General features: G+C 65.3%; 15 protein-coding genes and 1 pseudogene. 11 read left to right on the plus strand and 5 right to left on the minus strand.

Annotated features, from left to right (window positions below):
* Positions 1 to 667 precede the first annotated feature (667 nt).
* The 3 genes from D3880_RS15255 (at position 668) to D3880_RS15265 (ending at position 4,044) form a co-directional block, all read left to right on the plus strand.
* Positions 668 to 2,431: a multicopper oxidase family protein gene (locus D3880_RS15255; protein WP_238474358.1), complete on the plus strand. Its 1,764-nt coding sequence runs from the start codon at positions 668 to 670 to the stop codon at positions 2,429 to 2,431.
* Positions 2,432 to 2,471: 40 nt separating this feature from the next.
* A complete protein-coding gene (locus tag D3880_RS15260) occupies positions 2,472 to 3,089 on the plus strand; it encodes an SCO family protein (RefSeq protein WP_119894288.1) in 618 nt (205 codons plus the stop codon).
* A gap of 229 nt (positions 3,090 to 3,318) precedes the next feature.
* Positions 3,319 to 4,044: an MBL fold metallo-hydrolase gene (locus D3880_RS15265; RefSeq protein WP_119894289.1), complete on the plus strand. Its 726-nt coding sequence runs from the start codon at positions 3,319 to 3,321 to the stop codon at positions 4,042 to 4,044.
* 9 nt (positions 4,045 to 4,053) lie between these two features.
* Here the strand turns inward: D3880_RS15265 and D3880_RS23260 are convergent, their stop codons facing one another.
* Together D3880_RS23260 and D3880_RS15270 are read right to left on the minus strand one after the other, a co-directional pair.
* Positions 4,054 to 4,188, minus strand: coding sequence for a PA1414 family protein (locus D3880_RS23260; RefSeq protein ID WP_338014426.1), 135 nt, complete (start codon positions 4,186 to 4,188; stop codon positions 4,054 to 4,056).
* 182 nt (positions 4,189 to 4,370) lie between these two features.
* Positions 4,371 to 4,997 (minus strand): cysteine hydrolase family protein, encoded by a 627-nt coding sequence (locus D3880_RS15270; RefSeq protein WP_119894290.1) that lies wholly within the window; start codon positions 4,995 to 4,997, stop codon positions 4,371 to 4,373.
* Positions 4,998 to 5,118: 121 nt separating this feature from the next.
* Here D3880_RS15270 and D3880_RS15275 point away from each other — a divergent pair, with 121 nt between their 5' ends.
* Positions 5,119 to 6,069, plus strand: a complete 951-nt coding sequence (locus D3880_RS15275) for a helix-turn-helix domain-containing protein (protein WP_119894291.1) — start codon at positions 5,119 to 5,121, stop codon at positions 6,067 to 6,069.
* Here D3880_RS15275 and ptrR read toward each other — a convergent pair.
* Complete coding sequence (gene ptrR / locus D3880_RS15280; protein WP_119894292.1) at positions 6,057 to 6,926, minus strand: putrescine utilization regulator PtrR; 870 nt, start codon at positions 6,924 to 6,926, stop codon at positions 6,057 to 6,059. The two genes, D3880_RS15275 and ptrR, sit on opposite strands and share 13 nt — an antisense overlap.
* 109 nt (positions 6,927 to 7,035) lie before the next feature.
* On the opposite strand from ptrR, the gene D3880_RS15285 reads away from it, so the two are divergent.
* Positions 7,036 to 8,235, plus strand: a complete 1,200-nt coding sequence (locus D3880_RS15285) for an MFS transporter (protein ID WP_119894293.1) — start codon at positions 7,036 to 7,038, stop codon at positions 8,233 to 8,235.
* 191 nt (positions 8,236 to 8,426) lie between these two features.
* Here the strand turns inward: D3880_RS15285 and D3880_RS15290 are convergent, their stop codons facing one another.
* Positions 8,427 to 9,005 carry an SCO family protein gene (locus D3880_RS15290; protein WP_119894294.1) on the minus strand — a complete coding sequence of 193 codons (579 nt, stop codon included), beginning with the start codon at positions 9,003 to 9,005 and terminating at the stop codon, positions 8,427 to 8,429.
* 571 nt (positions 9,006 to 9,576) lie between these two features.
* Between D3880_RS15290 and D3880_RS15295 the strand changes: the two genes are divergently transcribed.
* The 6 genes and pseudogenes from D3880_RS15295 (at position 9,577) to D3880_RS15325 (ending at position 15,190) form a co-directional block, all read left to right on the plus strand.
* Positions 9,577 to 10,005 carry a TlpA family protein disulfide reductase gene (locus tag D3880_RS15295; protein ID WP_218567578.1) on the plus strand — a complete coding sequence of 143 codons (429 nt, stop codon included), beginning with the start codon at positions 9,577 to 9,579 and terminating at the stop codon, positions 10,003 to 10,005.
* 6 nt (positions 10,006 to 10,011) lie between these two features.
* The gene (locus D3880_RS15300; protein WP_119894295.1) at positions 10,012 to 10,755 is read left to right on the plus strand and encodes a cytochrome c biogenesis CcdA family protein; all 744 of its coding nucleotides are present in this window, start codon (positions 10,012 to 10,014) and stop codon (positions 10,753 to 10,755) included.
* A gap of 266 nt (positions 10,756 to 11,021) precedes the next feature.
* Entirely contained in the window at positions 11,022 to 13,373 is a 2,352-nt protein-coding gene (locus D3880_RS15310; RefSeq protein WP_238474456.1) for a heavy metal translocating P-type ATPase, read from the plus strand.
* Positions 13,374 to 13,402: 29 nt separating this feature from the next.
* Positions 13,403 to 13,812, plus strand: a pseudogene (locus D3880_RS15315) (MerR family transcriptional regulator).
* Positions 13,799 to 14,041, plus strand: coding sequence for a DUF2933 domain-containing protein (locus D3880_RS15320; RefSeq protein WP_119894298.1), 243 nt, complete (start codon positions 13,799 to 13,801; stop codon positions 14,039 to 14,041). The pseudogene D3880_RS15315 and the gene D3880_RS15320 overlap by 14 nt, the downstream one beginning before the upstream one ends.
* Before the next feature lie 330 nt (positions 14,042 to 14,371).
* Positions 14,372 to 15,190, plus strand: coding sequence for a F510_1955 family glycosylhydrolase (locus D3880_RS15325; RefSeq protein WP_238474360.1), 819 nt, complete (start codon positions 14,372 to 14,374; stop codon positions 15,188 to 15,190).
* Positions 15,191 to 15,295: 105 nt separating this feature from the next.
* On the opposite strand, the gene D3880_RS15330 is transcribed toward D3880_RS15325, so the two are convergent.
* The gene (locus D3880_RS15330; RefSeq protein WP_119894299.1) at positions 15,296 to 15,958 is read right to left on the minus strand and encodes a methyltransferase family protein; all 663 of its coding nucleotides are present in this window, start codon (positions 15,956 to 15,958) and stop codon (positions 15,296 to 15,298) included.
* Between the last annotated feature and the right edge of the window lie 90 nt (positions 15,959 to 16,048).

The following is a 16,048-nucleotide window of genomic DNA, read 5'->3' on the forward strand; positions in this document are numbered from 1 at the left end:
TCAACCCAGCCTCCGTGTCAGCAGCGGCGTACCTGCCATAGCTCACAGGCTTAACAGTCGATATCAATGCGCCATAACGGTCTATAAAACCCCTTGCAGAACAGCTATTTGCATACTTATCAAGAACAATTCCGATTTAAACTAGCTATTGACACTCTTAGCAATACATCTCAATTCAACAGAGGAGTTTGACGTTTTGCGGGGCGTTGGGATGCACAGGCGAGGGTGCTGCACCCCATGCCAGAGCCAACACAAGGACGGAGAAAATCATGGACGGTGAGCAACGCACTCACATGATGGAGCCTCCACCAACCGGCGCTTTCCCGGCCCATCAGCGGGCCTCTTTCCGGCAACTCCATACCGACCGTTTGTCCGTTGTCGTCAACGCACAGCCCCTTTACGACTGAGCGCTGATACGCGAAAGCGATTCAGGGGAGTTCGGCTGCGGGCGTCATCCCAATGCCCGGTCGCCGAGTTCCTGGTTCGAACACGGAGCTGTGCCGCCATACCAGGTGCGGGACGGTAGTCAGCGAGGAGCAAACCGCCTGAGAGAAGAACCGCCATGAAAGCTACAGGCTTGAGGCACAGAAAAGGTCAACTGCCGAATCCGCCAGACTCAACCGATGTCGAGGCGCGCCGCACGTTCCTTAAGCTCGGCGCTGCCGCCATGCTGACGCCGCTACTCCTGAACGGGCGCCGCGCCGGCGCCGATGATGATCCAGAGCCCCCGGTATTCCCCCCGAGCCCGCCCACGACTCCGTGGCAGGAAGAGCTGCCCACCGCGATCACCCCGCTGCCAGCGCTCGCCGCCCTGACCCCCGCCCCCACCGTGGCGCCGAATATTGCAGGCGGTGAAGCGGGGCGCGCCCCGCACCAACGCTATGACGAGCTGATCAGTGCGCTCGGCGTAGCGCCGCTCTTGTACGAGCTGAAGGCCAAGGAACAGCCCGACTGGGTGTTCAACCCGGCCTATCCGCCGCAACCGATCTGGGGTTACGAAGGCACCACGCCGGGTGCGACCAGCCCGGGCCCGACGATCTTCGCCCGCTATGGCCGGCCGATCCTCTGCCGCATACGCAACCAGCTGCCGCAGAATCATGTCGGTTTCGGCACGCCCGAGATCTCCACCCACCTGCACAACTTGCATACGCCGTCGGAGAGCGATGGTTTCCCAGGCGACTTCTACAGCGCGAACAAGGCCGGCCCGACCCTGACTGCGCCTGGAGAATTCAAAGACCACTTCTACCCGAACATCTATGCCGGTTACGACCAGCTGCAAAACCACATCGGCGACCCGAACGAGGCCCTGGGCACGCTGTGGTATCACGACCACACCATGGACTTCACCGCGCCGAACCTGGTGCGCGGTTTGTTCGGCTTCTACTTTATTTTCGACCCGCTTGACCCGGGTAACGAGCGTGATCCAATCCCCGGCGCCCTGCGGCTGCCGAGCCACCCCTACGACTACCCGTTGAGCTTTGCGGATAAACGCTTCGATGCCAACGGCATCCTGTTCTATGACCAGTTCAACCCCGACGGGGTGCTCGGCGACAAGGTGGTGGTCAACGGCAAGATCGAGCCGGTACTCAAGGTGGCGGCGCGCAAGTACCGCTTCCGCCTGCTCAATGTCGGGCCCAGCCGTTTCTATGGCCTGTCCCTGGTGACGCCGAGCAATGTGCGGCAGACCTTCACCTACATCGCCAACGACGGCAACCTGTTGCCGGCGCCGCTGCTGAACCAGACCCTGGTCAGCTTTTCCGTGGCGGAGCGCGCCGACATAGTGGTGGACTTTTCCCGCTACCCGATCGGTACCGAACTCTATCTGATCAACCGGCTCCGTCAGGACAGCACCCGCGGACCCGATGGCACTGGCATCGGCAGTAATGGCCCGCGCATCCTCAAGTTCATCGTCGACCGCTTCCCGCCGGTGCAGGACCTGAGCCAGGTACCGGCTGCGCTGCGCCCGCTGCCGCCACTCAGTCTCGCCGAAATCGCCGCCGCGCGAGTGCGCCGCTGGGATTTCGACCACGACCGCGGGGTGTGGGTGATTAACGACAGGCTGTTCAACGTGCAATCCGCGCGCGCCCAGATCCCCCAAGGCGCCGCCGAGGTGTGGGTACTGATCAATGACGACGACGGCTGGCAACACCCGATCCATATCCACTTCGAGGAGGGGCGCATCCTCAGCAAGACCCGGGAGGGGAGAAACGTGGCGGTGCCGCTGCACGAGCGAGGCCGCAAGGACGTCTTCTTGCTCGGCGAGGATGAGACCCTGCGGGTGTTCATTCGCTTCCGCGACTTCCTCGGCAAGTACGTCATGCACTGCCACAACCTGATCCACGAGGATCACGCGATGATGGTGCGCTTTGACATCGTGGCGCAAAGCGGCAACCCAGGCCCCGGCGGCGGAGGTAGCAGCGGCAGCGGCTAAGTGAGGCGGCAGCAACGCTCACAGGTCAGGAGGATTGCAGATGAACACTCGCAGAAATCTCTTAGTCGGCATGGGCGCCGCCGCGCTCGGCGTGGCCGCTTGGTACGGGGCCGGCGAAGAACCGCAGCGCGCCCGTAGCGGCGCTGCGGACGGCGGCTACTTCCCGAACACGCCGCTGTATACCCACGAAGGCCAGGCGGTCAGGTTCTACGATGAGCTGATCCGCGGCAAGGTGGTCGCCATCAACATGATGTACACCTCGTGCACCGGGATTTGCCCGACCGCGACGGCCAACCTGCGGCTGGTGCAGCAACTGTTGGGCGAACGCGTGGGACGCGACGTGTTCATGTACTCGATCAGCCTGCAGCCCGAACTGGATACGCCGCAGATCCTCAAGGAGTACGTCGAGAGGCACCACATCGAGCCCGGCTGGTGGTTCTTGACCGGCGCGCCCGCCGACATCGAGCGACTGCGCTTTAGCCTCGGCTTCTACAGTCCCGACCCGCTGGTCGACGGCAATAAAGCGAACCATTCCGGCATTCTGCGCATCGGCAACGATGCCTACCAGCGCTGGACCATGGCGCCCGCGCTGGCTGAGCCGGAGCAGATCCTCGCTACCATCAATCATGTGGACAGGGCCGTCGTGCTTACGGCTTAGAACCTGTCTCGGATCTGCTGCGCGTCGGCCAACGCTGGTTCCAATCCACCGCCCGCTCACGTAGGTTGGGTTGAGCGCAGCGCTAGCCAACGCAACAGGCCAGTTGGAGCCGTTTGATGTTGGGTATCGGCGCTGCGCTTCTCAACCCAACCTACGCTCGTTTCAGCCGCCAGCACACGTAGGGTGGGTTAGCCGCGCAGCGGCGTAACCCGCCACAGTGGAGGACCAGATGAGAATCGTCAGCCGCGACCAGTGGTTCGCCGTCGAGCAGCGTCACGACGGCATCAGCCTGATCCACGAGCCCTACGTGCGACCCTTCTACCGCTGCAACATGTGGCACATCCAGGGCCGCGACCGCGACCTGCTGCTCGACTCCGGTTCCGGTCTGGTCAGCCTGCGCGAGCAGCTGCCGTGGCTGACCGCGCGGCCGCTGCTGGCGGTGGCCAGCCACACCCACTTCGATCATATCGGCGGCCATCATGAGTTCAGCGAGCGCCTGGTGCATCCGGCCGAGGCGGACATCCTCGCCGCACCGACCAACAGCAGCACCCTGGCCGCGCTGTGCATCGGCGAGCAGATGTTCGAGGCGCACCCGGATTGCCCGCTGTGCTACGCCGAATACCGCGTCAAGGCGGCGCCGGCGACGCGGTTGATCGAGGAAGGCGAGGTGCTGGACCTGGGTGATCGGGTACTGGAAGTGCTGCATACCCCCGGGCATTCGCCGGGCGGCATCAGTTTGTGGGAAAGCAAGACCGCCACCCTATTCAGCGGCGACATCATCTATGACGGCCCGCTGGTGGAGGATGCCTATCACTCGAATCTGGCGGATTACGCGAAAAGCCTGGCGCGGCTGCGCAAACTACCGGTGCACACCGTACATGGCGGGCATTTCCCGAGCTTTTCCGGAGCACGCCTGAACCAGCTGATCGACAGCTGGTTCAGAGCCCACGATTAGGCGCGTAGCTCAGTGGCGGCGACGCTGCTCGGCCAGGCGACGCTGTTCGTCACTGCGAATCGGAACGGGCTGAAGACGTGGCGTTTCGCTCAGGCCCAGCGCTACACCCAATTGCCTCAACCACTCGTTAAGTCGGTGTTTCATGCTGCACCCCCTTTCCGGGAAAGATGGTCGGGTGGCCCGTGCTTCTTGGACCACCCTAGTCAGGAGCTTAGTTGCTCCGGGCAGGTTCCAGAATATGCCGCCGCGAAAAATCCCTGTTGATCTGGATCAAGCCGCCGAACGGTTGCCCGCACCACCGATCCGGACCCTTCTGTGGACAATGCCTACCGCGCCTTTACCGCCCGCTGGTTGGACAGGTAGATATTGTCCGCTTGCAGCGTCTCGCCGGTCTGGACCGCGCTCAGCCACTCCTCGGTACTGACCACCGCGGCGAAGCCCGTGTGCATCACCAGGGTAAAGACCTTGTGGATCTCCTCGGCCGTGGCCGAACCCAGCTTGTTGGCGTAGGACACAGAGCCGGCGGCATCGTGCAGCAGCTCGACGTTCCAGCCCTCGTGCCGGGCCTGGCGCGCGGTGGAGTCGTCGCAGTTGTGGGTCATGTAGCCAACCACGCTGAGGGTGTCGATCTGCCGCTCCCGCAGCCACTGGCCGAGGCCGGTACCGGTCAGGGCGCTGGCCAGGTTCTTCTCCACCAGCAGATCGTGGGGCCGGCCGGCCACCAGCGGGTGCAGCTCGGCGCCCTGACTGCCGCGGGCGAAGATGGGCGAGGTCTCCGGCGCCAGGTGCTGCACCAGTACCACTGGGATGCCGGCGGCGGTGGCGGCGTCCATGGCCCTGGCGATATTGGCCAGGGACTGGTTCACGTCTGGGTATTCGATCAGCAGGTTGCCGGTGACGTACTCGTTCTGCACGTCGATCACGATCAGGGCGCGTTTGGGGGACTGGGACATGCTGGAACTCCTTGGCGGGTTGTCTGTGGAGCGCATTCTTCGCCACGGGTGCCGTTACCCGTGAGTGGCCCGGATGCCAGATTCCGCTAATATCGGGCCAACCCCGAAACCGGAGCCCAGCATGCCGGAGCATGTCGTCGCGGTGGTCGCCTTCGACCAGATCAGCCCCTTCCACCTCTCGGTACCCTGCCTGGTGTTCGGCGAGTTCCGCCCCAACACGTCGCCCTTCGAGTTGCGCGTGTGCGCCGCCGAAAGCGGGCCGCTGCGCACTACCGCGGGTTTCAGCATCGCCGTCAGCCATGGCCTGGAGGCCCTGGAAAGTGCCGCCACCATCATAGTGCCGAGCTGGCGTGACCCCGCCGAGCGACCGCCCCAGCCACTGCTGGATGCCCTGGTGGCCGCCCACCGCCGTGGCGCCCAGCTGGTAGGGCTGTGCCTGGGCTCCTATGTGCTGGCCGAGGCCGGGCTGCTGAATGGCCTCAGGGCCACCACCCACTGGGCCTGGGCACAGGATTTCGCCCAGCGCTATCCACAGATTGCGGTGGACCCCGATGTGCTCTACCTGGAGGACGGCGGCCTGCTGACCTCGGCCGGCACCGCCGCCGGCATCGACTGCTGCCTGCACCTGCTGCGCCGGCACTGTGGCGCCGAGATGGCCAACCGCGTGGCCCGACGTCTGGTGGTACCGCCCCATCGCCAGGGCGGCCAGGCGCAGTTCATCGAACAACCGCTGCCGGCCAACGCCCGCGACGACCGCCTGAGCGCCCTGCTCGACTGGGTGCGGGCCAACCTGGACCAGGAGCACAACCTCGATAGCCTGGCCCAGCGCGCACTGATGAGCCGGCGTACCTTCACCCGCCACTTCCGCCAACTCACCGGCAGCACGGTCGGCGACTGGCTGCTGGCCGAGCGCCTGGCCCTGAGCCAGCGCCTGCTGGAAACCACCGGCCAGAGCGTCGAACAGATCGCCGGGCTGGCCGGCTTCGGCTCCCCGGTGTCGCTGCGGCACCACTTCGGCAAAGCCTTCGGGGTGTCGCCCTCGGCCTGGCGGCAGAGCTTTCAGGGCGCCTGAAGGCGGCCCTGCTGCAACTCGATCCAGGCGCGCAGGTTGGCGCCGAGCATGCCCTTGCGCCACATCAGCCAGGTGGTGGTGCGATCAAACGGCGCCGCCAGCGCGTGGGCATCCACGCTTTCGCGGCCCGGCAGACTGGCCAGCATGGAACTCGGCACCAGCGCCACACCGCCGCCGGCAACCACGCAGGCAAGCATGCTGTGGTAGGACTCGATCTCCATGATCTGCCCCATCGCCACGCGCGAGGCGGCGAACCAGGCCTCCAGCCGGCGCCGGTAGGAGCAGCGCGGGCGGAAGGTGTACACCGACTCACCGGCCACGTCCGCAGCCGAGGCTACCGGCCCGTGCCCGGCCGCGGTGATCAGCACCAGCTCCTCCTCGAACAACGGCAGACCGTCCAGCTCGGCGTACTCCATCGGCCCGTCGATCAACGCGGCATCCAGGCGCCCGCCGATCAGGCCTTCCACCAGCTCGCCGCTGGGTTGGGTCTGCACCTGCAGGTTCACCGCCGGGTAAGCTCGGTGATAACACGCCAGCATGGCCGGCAAATGGATGGCCGCGGTGCTGTACATCGAGCCGATGGTGAAATCCCCGGCCGGCTCGCCGCCCTTCAGCGCCGCCTCGGCCTCGGCCTGCAGGGCGAACAGGCGCTCGGCATAGCTCTGCAGCACCTTGCCGGCGGCGGACAACTGCAGGCGTTGGCGCTCGCGCAGGAACAGCTCGACGCCGAGGCTCTCTTCCAGCTGGCGCAGGCGGGTGGACAGGTTCGACGGCACGCGGCTCATGCGCACCGCCGCCTTGGCGATGGAACCTTCCTCGGCGACCGCCTGGAAGATGCGCAGCTGGCTCAGCTCCATGGCTGTCTCCATTCTCAAATACTGAACAAGTTGTTCTTTATTATTCGTTTTTACAGAACAAAGCAAAGCCCTAACCTGCCTTTCCGATGATCGACTCCGGAGAGGCCGCATGTCCCCGCTCGTTAGGATTTTCGCCAGTGTGCTGGCGCTGTTCGTCGCCATGGGCGTAGGCCGTTTCGCCCTCACCCCGCAACTGCCGCACCTGATCGCCGAAGGCCAGGTCAGCCTCACCGGCGCCGGCCTGGTGGCCGCCGCTAACTACCTCGGCTACCTGCTCGGCGCGCTGGAGGCGCTGTATGCCAGCTCCGCCGCCCAGGCCCGGCGCCGGCTGTTCGGCGGTCTGTGGGCCTGCGTGCTGATCACTCTGGCGTCGGCCTGGGTGCAGGGTTTCTGGGCGCATGTCGGGCTGCGCTTCGGCGCCGGCGTGGCCAGCGCCTGGGTGTTGGTGGTGGTCACCGGCGTCAGCCAGCAGCTGGCGGTGCAGGCCGGCAAGCCGCGCCTCGGCGGGCTGATCTTCACCGGGCCGAGCCTCGGCGTGCTGGTCACCGGGCTGATGGCCCTGGGCATGAACCAGCACCAGCAGGACTCCGCCGCACTCTGGCTGCTCTACGGCCTCACCGCCCTGCTGCTCAGCCTGATCGCCCACCCGCTGCTGCCCCGCCCCGTCGAGCCGAGCGGCGCCCTGCCCGTCACCCCGAGCCGCCGCCCGCGCGCGCTGTATCCGCTGCTGGCGGCCTACAGCCTGGTGGGTTTGGGTTACATCATTCCCGCCACCTTCCTGGCGCAGATGGCCGCCGCGCGTTTCCACGGCCAGTGGCAGGCCGACCTGTTCTGGCCCTGCTACGGCCTGGCGGCGACGCTCGGCGTGGTGCTGGTCAGCCTGCGCCGGCAGACGCCCGGCGGCACCGGGCGCTGGCTGATCGGCGCGCTATGGCTACAGGCCCTGGGCATGCTGGCCTGCCTGCTGCCGGGGATGGCCGGTCTGGCACTGGGGGTGCTGCTGTGCGGCGGGCCCTTCCTCGCCGGCATGCAGTTGGTCATGCAGCATGCCCGCGAGATCGACCCGCACGGCCAGCAGCGCAATGTCGGCCTGCTCACCGCCGGCTTCGCCCTCGGGCAGTTGACCGGGCCGCTGCTCGCCGCGCTCAGCAGCCACTTCAGCGGCGGACTGCAGCCGGCGCTGTGGGTGGCCGGCGCAGCGATGCTGCTGGCCGGGCTGTTGATGCTGGCCCGGGGAAGCAGTACCTGTGGCGAATTCATTCGCGAAGCCAGCCCGAAGGCGGCGCAACGAGGGGCATTACACGGATGAAAACTCACCATAGCCGTGAATCTGCCGGGCCACGACAGGAGCCGATGCATGCACTCACCTTTCGAGCGCCGCGGTCAGCAGAATATCCGCCCAAAGCGATAGCAAAACGGTTGATCTAACCCGCTCTAGCCGAGGGCATGTCGAGATCAGGGAGAAAAGAGCTTAGGTTTCCGTGCGTAATACGGCCACAGCTAGTCATCTTTGGAAAGGTGGCGCAGATCCGCAATCACCGGGTCCATCGGATCGCCACCGTGGAACAGGAACCGCGCCTCGCCATTGCGATTGAACGCGTACACAGCACTGGAGTGCATCACGGCATAATTGCCTGCTTCGTCCTTGGCTCCGGATTCGTAGAGGCTGTAGTAGCGCCGGGTCAGCGCATCGAGTGCGGCCTTGTCACCGGTGAGCCCGATAAATTGCGGTCCGAAAGTGTCGGTGAAGTGGCGCAGCGTCTGCGGATCATCTCGTACCGGATCGACCGAGACGAACAAGACCTGCAGGTCCTCCCGCGCCTTGCCATCCAGCTGTTTGGAAACTGCCGCGAGATAGGCGAGCGTCGTTGGGCAAACATCAGGGCAGTGCGTGAACCCGAAGAACAGCAGGGTGGGCTTGCCGAGGTAGTCCTTGGCGCTCACCAGGCGCCCGTTCTCATCCGTCAAGTTGAACTCAAGCGCTGGCATGAAGCCCGTGATGTCCTTGGTCTGCCAGCCCTGCTCACCGCAACCGGCGAGTAGCAGCGCAGTGAGCACAGGAAGTAGCCACTGGCGCATTCTTCACCTCCTATTGCGACGCCCTCGAAGGTCTTTCCAGATGCCAACTCGAAGTCTTGAAAATAGGTTGGTGGTTCTCGCCCTTCCAGCCACAGATCGACGAGCACTGCGCCCCTGCGGCGTTTAGCGACGTGGGATATTGTACCGTGGCTGGGGTTATCGCCCTGCGGTTGGTTAATCTCCACGACCACAGTCTAGGCGATTACGCCGTCCGGTTTGCTCGTCACAGACGACGGGCGAGGCGCAACCATCCCGACGAAGACCCTGGGGCTGGTGGTTCCAGCCGGCACAACGGTCGCCCTTGAATGCCGTGGACTAGGATTACTACAGCAGACCCGAGGGGCCCGCTCCAGCGAGGGCCTCGGGTTTGACGGAGGTAACCCCAGTGAAGCCAATCGGCATCAGCCCACCCCGGTACCCAACGCCTAGAGGCGGCCCTGGGCGGATCGCCTTAGTCTGGACGTGGAGACTGGCGATCGCCGGGCTCCTGGTCCTCGCCCTGCTGTCCGCCGGCCAGGCTACCGAGACCAATACCCGTGCCGGCTTGACGATCTGGCCCGAGCCAAGGCCAGTGCCGGAAGTCCAGTTCGTCGATGGCGAAGGCAAGCCGCATACCTTGGCCGACTTCAAGGGCAAGGTGGTGCTGCTCAATCTCTGGGCCACCTGGTGCGTCCCTTGCCGTAAGGAAATGCCGACCCTGGATCGGCTGCAGGCGCAACTGGGTGGCCCCGATTTTCAGGTGCTGGCCCTGTCCATCGACCTGGATGGGCTACAGGTAGTACGCGACTTTTATAAGGAGGTCGGTATCCAGCACCTGGGAATCTATATCGACGAGAGTGCCAGCGCTATTTCGAGCCTCGGCGCATTCGGCCTGCCGGCCACCTTGCTGCTGGACCGCCAGGGCCGGGAACTGGGGCGCAAGCTCGGCGAGGCCACATGGGACAGCCCGGAGGTCGTCGCGTACCTGCGGGAAGTGATTGCGACGAGCAGGGGGCAATAGGCGGCCATGAGCCTGGGTGACATCGGTATTCTCAGCGCCTTCGCGGCGGGGATGATCTCCTTCCTGTCGCCCTGTGTGCTGCCGCTGGTACCCGGCTACCTGTCCTATGTCGCCGGCCGGTCGGTGGACGAACTGCAGGTGCTGGCAAGTCGGCGCGAACGGCTGGCCGTGCTCGCCATGAGCCTGAGCTTCGTGCTCGGCTTTGCCACGGTCTTCATCGCGCTGGGGGCCAGCGCCACCGCCATCAGCCGATTGCTGCTCGCTTATCGGCAGGAAACCAACCTGATCGGCGGAGTGATCGTGATCGCCTTCGGGCTGTTTATCACCGGTCTGATCCGCCCGCGCTGGCTGCAAATGGACGTACGCTTCGTCCACCGCCTCAAGTCCACCGGCGGGCCGCTGGCCGCCTATGTGCTCGGCGTCGCCTTCGCCTTCGGCTGGACACCCTGCATTGGCCCGATTCTCGGCAGCATCCTGACCTTGAGCGCCTCCCAGGGCTCCACCGGCGCCAACGGCATTACCCTGCTGTCCATTTACTCGCTGGGCCTGGGCCTGCCGTTCCTGCTGACCGCGCTCTTCACCAACCATTTCCTGGCCCACCTGAAGCGGCTCCGGCGATGGAGCCGAACGATCCATCTGGCGGCCGGCATCGTTCTGATCCTCATGGGAGTGGCGATGGTCACTGGCCAATTGACGGCCTTCGCCTACTGGCTGCTGGAGCTGTTCCCGGCCCTGGGCAGGATTGGCTGATCCCAGGCCGGCTGTCATCGTCCTCCTGACCCGCCGTTAATGGGGGAATCGCCAGGTTCCTGTCCTTCTGCAGCGCTTCACCCGCAAGATTCTCTGCGTTGCCGCAACGGCTGCCACATTCTCCGCTTGACCTTACCCTTACGGCAGGGTTCACCCTCATGGGAGAGAAAGGTAGTCGGAGGTCGGCCGTGACCAATACGCTCCCGAATATCACTGCTGTGCCGCCCGCCAGTCCCGTCCAGCAATGGAGGTTGGGTGTGGCGGGCATGACCTGCGCGTCCTGTGTGGCGCGTGTCGAAAAGGCCCTGATTCGCGTGCCGGGCGTTACTGCCGCCAACGTAAACCTCGCCAGCGAGGCCGCCACGGTCGAACTTGAGGCCAACGCTTCACTGGCGGCCCTGCTCCAGGCGGTGGTGGGTGCGGGCTATCGCGTAAAGGAAGACCAACTGGACTTGGCCATCGCCGGCATGACCTGTGCCTCGTGCGTCGGTCGTGTCGAGAAGACCCTCCTGAAGGTGCCAGGCGTATTGGCGGCCACGGTGAACCTGGCCAGTGAGGCGGCGCGGGTCCGGGTGGCGGCTGGGGCGGTGTCGACGGCAGCGCTGATCCAGGCGGTAGCGGCCGCTGGCTACGAGGCCCGCGCAGCGGCAGCGGCAGTGGCGGTAGCCGCGCCGCCGCGGCACGACTGGTGGCCGGTGGCACTGGCCGCCGTGCTGTCGCTGCCGCTGGTGGCGCAGATGCTCGCCGCGTTGCTGGGTGTGCAGTGGAGCCTGCCGGGCTGGGTCCAACTGCTGCTGGCCACGCCGGTCCAGTTCTGGCTGGGTGCACGCTTCTACCGCGCCGGCTGGCGGGCCTTGCGCGTCGGCAGCGGCAATATGGACCTCCTGGTGGCCCTCGGCACCAGTGCGGGCTACGGGCTGTCGGTCTACCAGTTAGCTGCACACAGCGGCCCAGGCATCCCGCACCTCTATTTCGAGGCGTCCGCGGTGGTGATCACCCTGGTCTTGCTCGGCAAGTGGCTGGAGGCACGCGCGAAGCGCCACACGGGCGACGCCATTCGCGCGCTACAGGCGTTGCGGCCGGACACCGCCCACGTGCGACGCGACGGCGTGGATTACGAGGTGCCGGCAAGTGCCCTGGTGGTCGGCGATCTGGTCGTGGTGCGGCCGGGCGAGCGGGTACCGGTCGATGGCGTGGTGCGCGCCGGGCGCAGCCATCTTGACGTGTCGCTGCTGACCGGCGAAAGCCTGCCGGTGGCAAAGGGGGATGGCGACCCGGTAACCGGCGGTTCCATTAACGCCGAAGGCCTGCTGCTGGTCGAAACCACGGCGGTCGGCGCGGAAAGCACGCTGTCGCGGATTATCCGCCTGGTCGAGAACGCCCAGGCGGCCAAGGCGCCGATCCAGCGCTTGGTGGATCGGGTCAGCGCCGCCTTTGTCCCGGTGGTGTTGGTGATCGCGGCCATGACGCTGCTGATTGGCTGGTGGGTGACCGGCGAGATTGCTGGCCCGTTGATCAACGCGGTGGCGGTGCTGGTAATCGCCTGCCCCTGCGCACTGGGCCTCGCCACGCCGACCGTGATCATGGCCGGCACCGGTGTCGGCGCGCGCCACGGCATTCTGATCAAAGATGCGGAAGCGCTGGAGATCGCGCACCGGGTGGGCGTCGTGGCCTTCGACAAGACCGGCACGCTGACCCAGGGCAAGCCCCAGGTGACGGCGCTGGAGGCGGCGGATGGCGACACCCCCGGTTTGCTGCGACTCGCCGCGTCGGCGCAGACCGGCAGCGAGCACCCGCTGGCACAGGCGCTGCTGGACAAGGCCCGGCAGGAAGGCGTGACCTTGCTGCCGGCGTCGTCAGTGACGGCGTTGCCCGGACGCGGCCTGGCCGCTGGGGTAGCAGGCCGCGAGCTGCGACTCGGCAGCTCACGGCTGATGCAGGAACTAGGCGTGGACCTGTCATCGCTAAGCGCGTCCGCGTCGGCGTTGACACAAGACGGGAATACCCTGTCCTGGCTTGCCGACGTGACGGCACGGCCGGCTCTGGTGGGCTTGATCGCCTTCGGTGACGTGCTGAAACCCTCCGCTCAACTGGCCGTGGCCCGCCTGCGCGAACTGGGCATCCGCACGGTGATGATCACCGGCGACAACCAGGGGGCGGCCGCCAGCGTGGCCGCAGCACTTGGCCTTGACGAGGTGCGCGCCGAGGTGCTGCCCGGCGACAAGGCGGCGACGGTGCAGGCGCTGAGGGCCGAGGGTGCAGTGGTGGCGATGGTCGGCGACGGCATCAACGACGCGCCGGCGCTGGCGGCGGCCGATGTCGGCATCGCCATGGCGACTGGCACCGATGTGGCCATGCACACCGCCGGCATCACCCTGATGCGCGGCGACCCCGCGCTGGTCGCGGACGCCGTGGCGCTGTCCCGCCGCACTTATCAGCGGATTCTGAAGAGTCTGTTCTGGGCCTTCGTCTACAACCTGGTCGGCATTCCACTGGCTGCGTTCGGTCTGTTGAATCCGGTGGTGGCCGGCGCGGCGATGGCGATGTCCAGCGTCTCGGTGGTGACTTACGCCTTGCTGCTCAGACGCTGGCAGCCAACACCGCGCGAGCTGGCCTGACTCGGCGACAGGCGAAGCGGGAGGGTTACATGCACATTGGCGAAGCGGCAATCGCAAGCGGTTTATCCGCCCGGATGATCCGCTACTACGAACGCATCGACCTGATCCCATCCTCACGGCGCACACCGGCTGGTTATCGGGTTTACCGCGACAACGACCTCCAGGTCTTGCGCCTTATCCACCATGCACGCGACCTGGGGTTCTCGGTGGGGCAGGTTCGTACCTTGCTGGCGTTGTGGCGGGATCGGACTCGGCCCAGGCCATCGCCCGGTGCTACCTCGCTGCCTTGCAGGCACGCATCGCTGCGCTGCAGGCCACCCGCGATGCCCTGGCGTTTCTGGCCGAGCATTGCGACGACCTTGAGCGCCCCCTTGGGCCGACTCTGGATGAACTGGCCGCTTATCCTCACCTGAAAGGAGCACATCATGACCTGCGATAAAGCCACACTGCTTCGGTTAGGCATCGGCGCTGCTGTCCTCTTGGGCGCAGCCTATGTTCTGTTCCCGGCTTTCCAGGCCTGGATCGTGGCGGCTGCGCCAGTCCTGCTCTTGCTGCTGTGTCCGCTGATGATGTTCTTTGGTATGCGCGGTATGCACAGCAACACGTCAGCTACTGACGACACCCAGAAGGTTAAGCCGATCAAGCGCAATCCAAGCGATGAGCCGTAGTGCCCGCGCCAGTCGCTCGCAGGGCGGAGCGACACCTTTTGTGATCCTGCTCGACACTGGCACGAACACCCTTAGCCAGCCGTTGTATCCGTATGAGGGTTCCTTAAGGAGATGTAATTGTTCAGCCTCCTTGAGGTGCTCCTTTGAATTGGAGGTTGGCCCTCGGCGCCTGAGTCAGGCGCCTCTTTTACCGCCCAGGTACGGAGCAGGCGTGCTTCAACGAATGATCTTGGAGGACTGACGATGCAACGGAAACAGATGCTACGCGGGGCAATTCCGCTCGGATTTCTGACGGCCTTCACGCTACTCACGGCCTGTGGTGACGCTGCGGTGACCCTCATCCATGTGCACGGGCTGGCGTTCAGTCCGGACGGTCAGCGACTGACTATCCCCAGCCACCAGGGACTGGCCATCTACAGCGCAGGGCGCTGGAGCAAGGCCGCCGGACCGGAACACGATTACATGGGCTATGCCGTGACTCGCCGGGCGATCTACAGCAGCGGTCACCCGGCTCAAGGCAGCGGCCTGACCAACCCCTTCGGCGTGATCAAGAGCAGCGATGACGGACGCACCTGGCAGCAACTGGGCCTGCAGGGCGAGGCGGACTTCCACCTGCTGGCCAGCGGTTTCGACAACGGCGCGCTCTACGTTTTCACTGGCCGTCCGAACTCGCGCATGAGCGCCCCCGGCTTGTACTTCAGCCTGAACGATGGCCTCGACTGGCAACGCGCAGCCGCGCAGGGGATCGCTGAGGTGCCCGTCGCACTGGCCGTGCATCCGACCGACAGTAAGACGGTCGCGCTGACGACCAGCACCGGCTTGTACCTGTCACGCGATGCCGGCCAGACCTTCCAGGCCCTCAGCCAAGGCGAACAGGCGGTTGGCCTCGCCTTCAGCCTGGACGGCAACAGCCTGTGGTTCGGCAGCTATGGCAACGCCGCGAAGCTCTCGAAAGTGGAGCTGGCAACCGGTCAGGTCACCCCGCTGAGTGTGCCCGAACTGCACGAAGATGCCGTGGCCTACCTCGCGCAGAGCCCCGTCCAGTCCCGGGAGTGGGCGATGGCTACATTCAAGCGCGATGTTTACCTGTCGACGGATGGCGGCAAGTCCTGGAGCGCGATCGCCAAGGCCGGTAAGACGCTGCAATGATCGGCAGCTGGCCTTGAGCGATTACGGACGCGAACAGGGCGAGATGAGTGAGTGGGCCTTGTCCCGTGCCAGGCAGGGGCAAGGCCAGTTACGGTTCGGACCCGATTAATGCGGCAGGGGGGAGAACAGCGCGCGGAGAAAACCACCCCACGCCTGCCAGGGCGGCAAGAACATCGGGAGACGCTGCCGATAGGCCAGGTATGCGTCCCCGAACTGCTCGCACAATCGCGATTCTTCGCGTTTGGCCAGGCGCACATAGGCGTAGATGATCAGGGGGAACAGCAGTACCGTAATCACGGTCGGCCAGTGAATGATCTGCCCGAACACGGCCAGCATGATCCCGGTGTATTGCGGATGGCGGACCAGTCCATAAACCCCTTGGGTGGCTAGCCGGCCCTCCAAGCTGGCGTGATAGACCTGGACCCAGCCGCGGATCACCAGCATCAGGCCGATGACGATGAAGACGCCGCCCAGCAGCATCTCCAGCATGGCCCCGGCACTGCCATAGCCCAGCAAGGTAGCCCACAAATGGCCGGTGAAGCCCGTTAGCGGTAGCTCGATGCCCAGGAAACCCGTTAGCAGATAAATCGTCAGCGGGAAGCCGTACATCTCGGCATACAACGCGATGATGAAGGCTTGCACCAAGCCGGCGCCGGTCCAGTCATGCCAGCTGCGCGGAGCCACGAAGTGATAGAGCAGCCAGGAGGCAATCAGCACCATCACCAGCACCCACCCCCAGTGCCCATAGTGCAGGGTGAAGTCGCTCATGGCCGGACGCCTCCTCGACAGCCGCAGTGAAGCGGGATGCCGCGCTTTAAGCCTGGGGAATCGCGGTAGCGACCCTGCGAACGGCGCCGC

Origin of the sequence: Pseudomonas cavernae, assembly GCF_003595175.1 — a bacterium.
In the GTDB taxonomy this organism is placed as follows: Bacteria; Pseudomonadota; Gammaproteobacteria; order Pseudomonadales; family Pseudomonadaceae; genus Aquipseudomonas; species Aquipseudomonas cavernae.

Bases quoted from the DNA above. Each gene is read 5' to 3' on its own strand.
- D3880_RS15260 (WP_119894288.1), top strand. From the start codon at position 2,472: ATGAACACTCGCAGAAATCTCTTAGTCGGCATGGGCGCCGCCGCGCTC.
- D3880_RS15320 (WP_119894298.1), top strand. From the start codon at position 13,799: ATGACCTGCGATAAAGCCACACTGCTTCGGTTAGGCATCGGCGCTGCT.
- D3880_RS23260 (WP_338014426.1), bottom strand. From the start codon at position 4,188: ATGAAACACCGACTTAACGAGTGGTTGAGGCAATTGGGTGTAGCGCTG.
- D3880_RS15275 (WP_119894291.1), top strand. From the start codon at position 5,119: ATGCCGGAGCATGTCGTCGCGGTGGTCGCCTTCGACCAGATCAGCCCC.
- D3880_RS15255 (WP_238474358.1), top strand. From the start codon at position 668: ATGCTGACGCCGCTACTCCTGAACGGGCGCCGCGCCGGCGCCGATGAT.
- D3880_RS15265 (WP_119894289.1), top strand. From the start codon at position 3,319: ATGAGAATCGTCAGCCGCGACCAGTGGTTCGCCGTCGAGCAGCGTCAC.
- D3880_RS15300 (WP_119894295.1), top strand. From the start codon at position 10,012: ATGAGCCTGGGTGACATCGGTATTCTCAGCGCCTTCGCGGCGGGGATG.
- D3880_RS15330 (WP_119894299.1), bottom strand. From the start codon at position 15,958: ATGAGCGACTTCACCCTGCACTATGGGCACTGGGGGTGGGTGCTGGTG.
- ptrR (WP_119894292.1), bottom strand. From the start codon at position 6,926: ATGGAGCTGAGCCAGCTGCGCATCTTCCAGGCGGTCGCCGAGGAAGGT.
- D3880_RS15290 (WP_119894294.1), bottom strand. From the start codon at position 9,005: ATGCGCCAGTGGCTACTTCCTGTGCTCACTGCGCTGCTACTCGCCGGT.
- D3880_RS15310 (WP_238474456.1), top strand. From the start codon at position 11,022: ATGACCTGCGCGTCCTGTGTGGCGCGTGTCGAAAAGGCCCTGATTCGC.
- D3880_RS15270 (WP_119894290.1), bottom strand. From the start codon at position 4,997: ATGTCCCAGTCCCCCAAACGCGCCCTGATCGTGATCGACGTGCAGAAC.
- D3880_RS15285 (WP_119894293.1), top strand. From the start codon at position 7,036: ATGTCCCCGCTCGTTAGGATTTTCGCCAGTGTGCTGGCGCTGTTCGTC.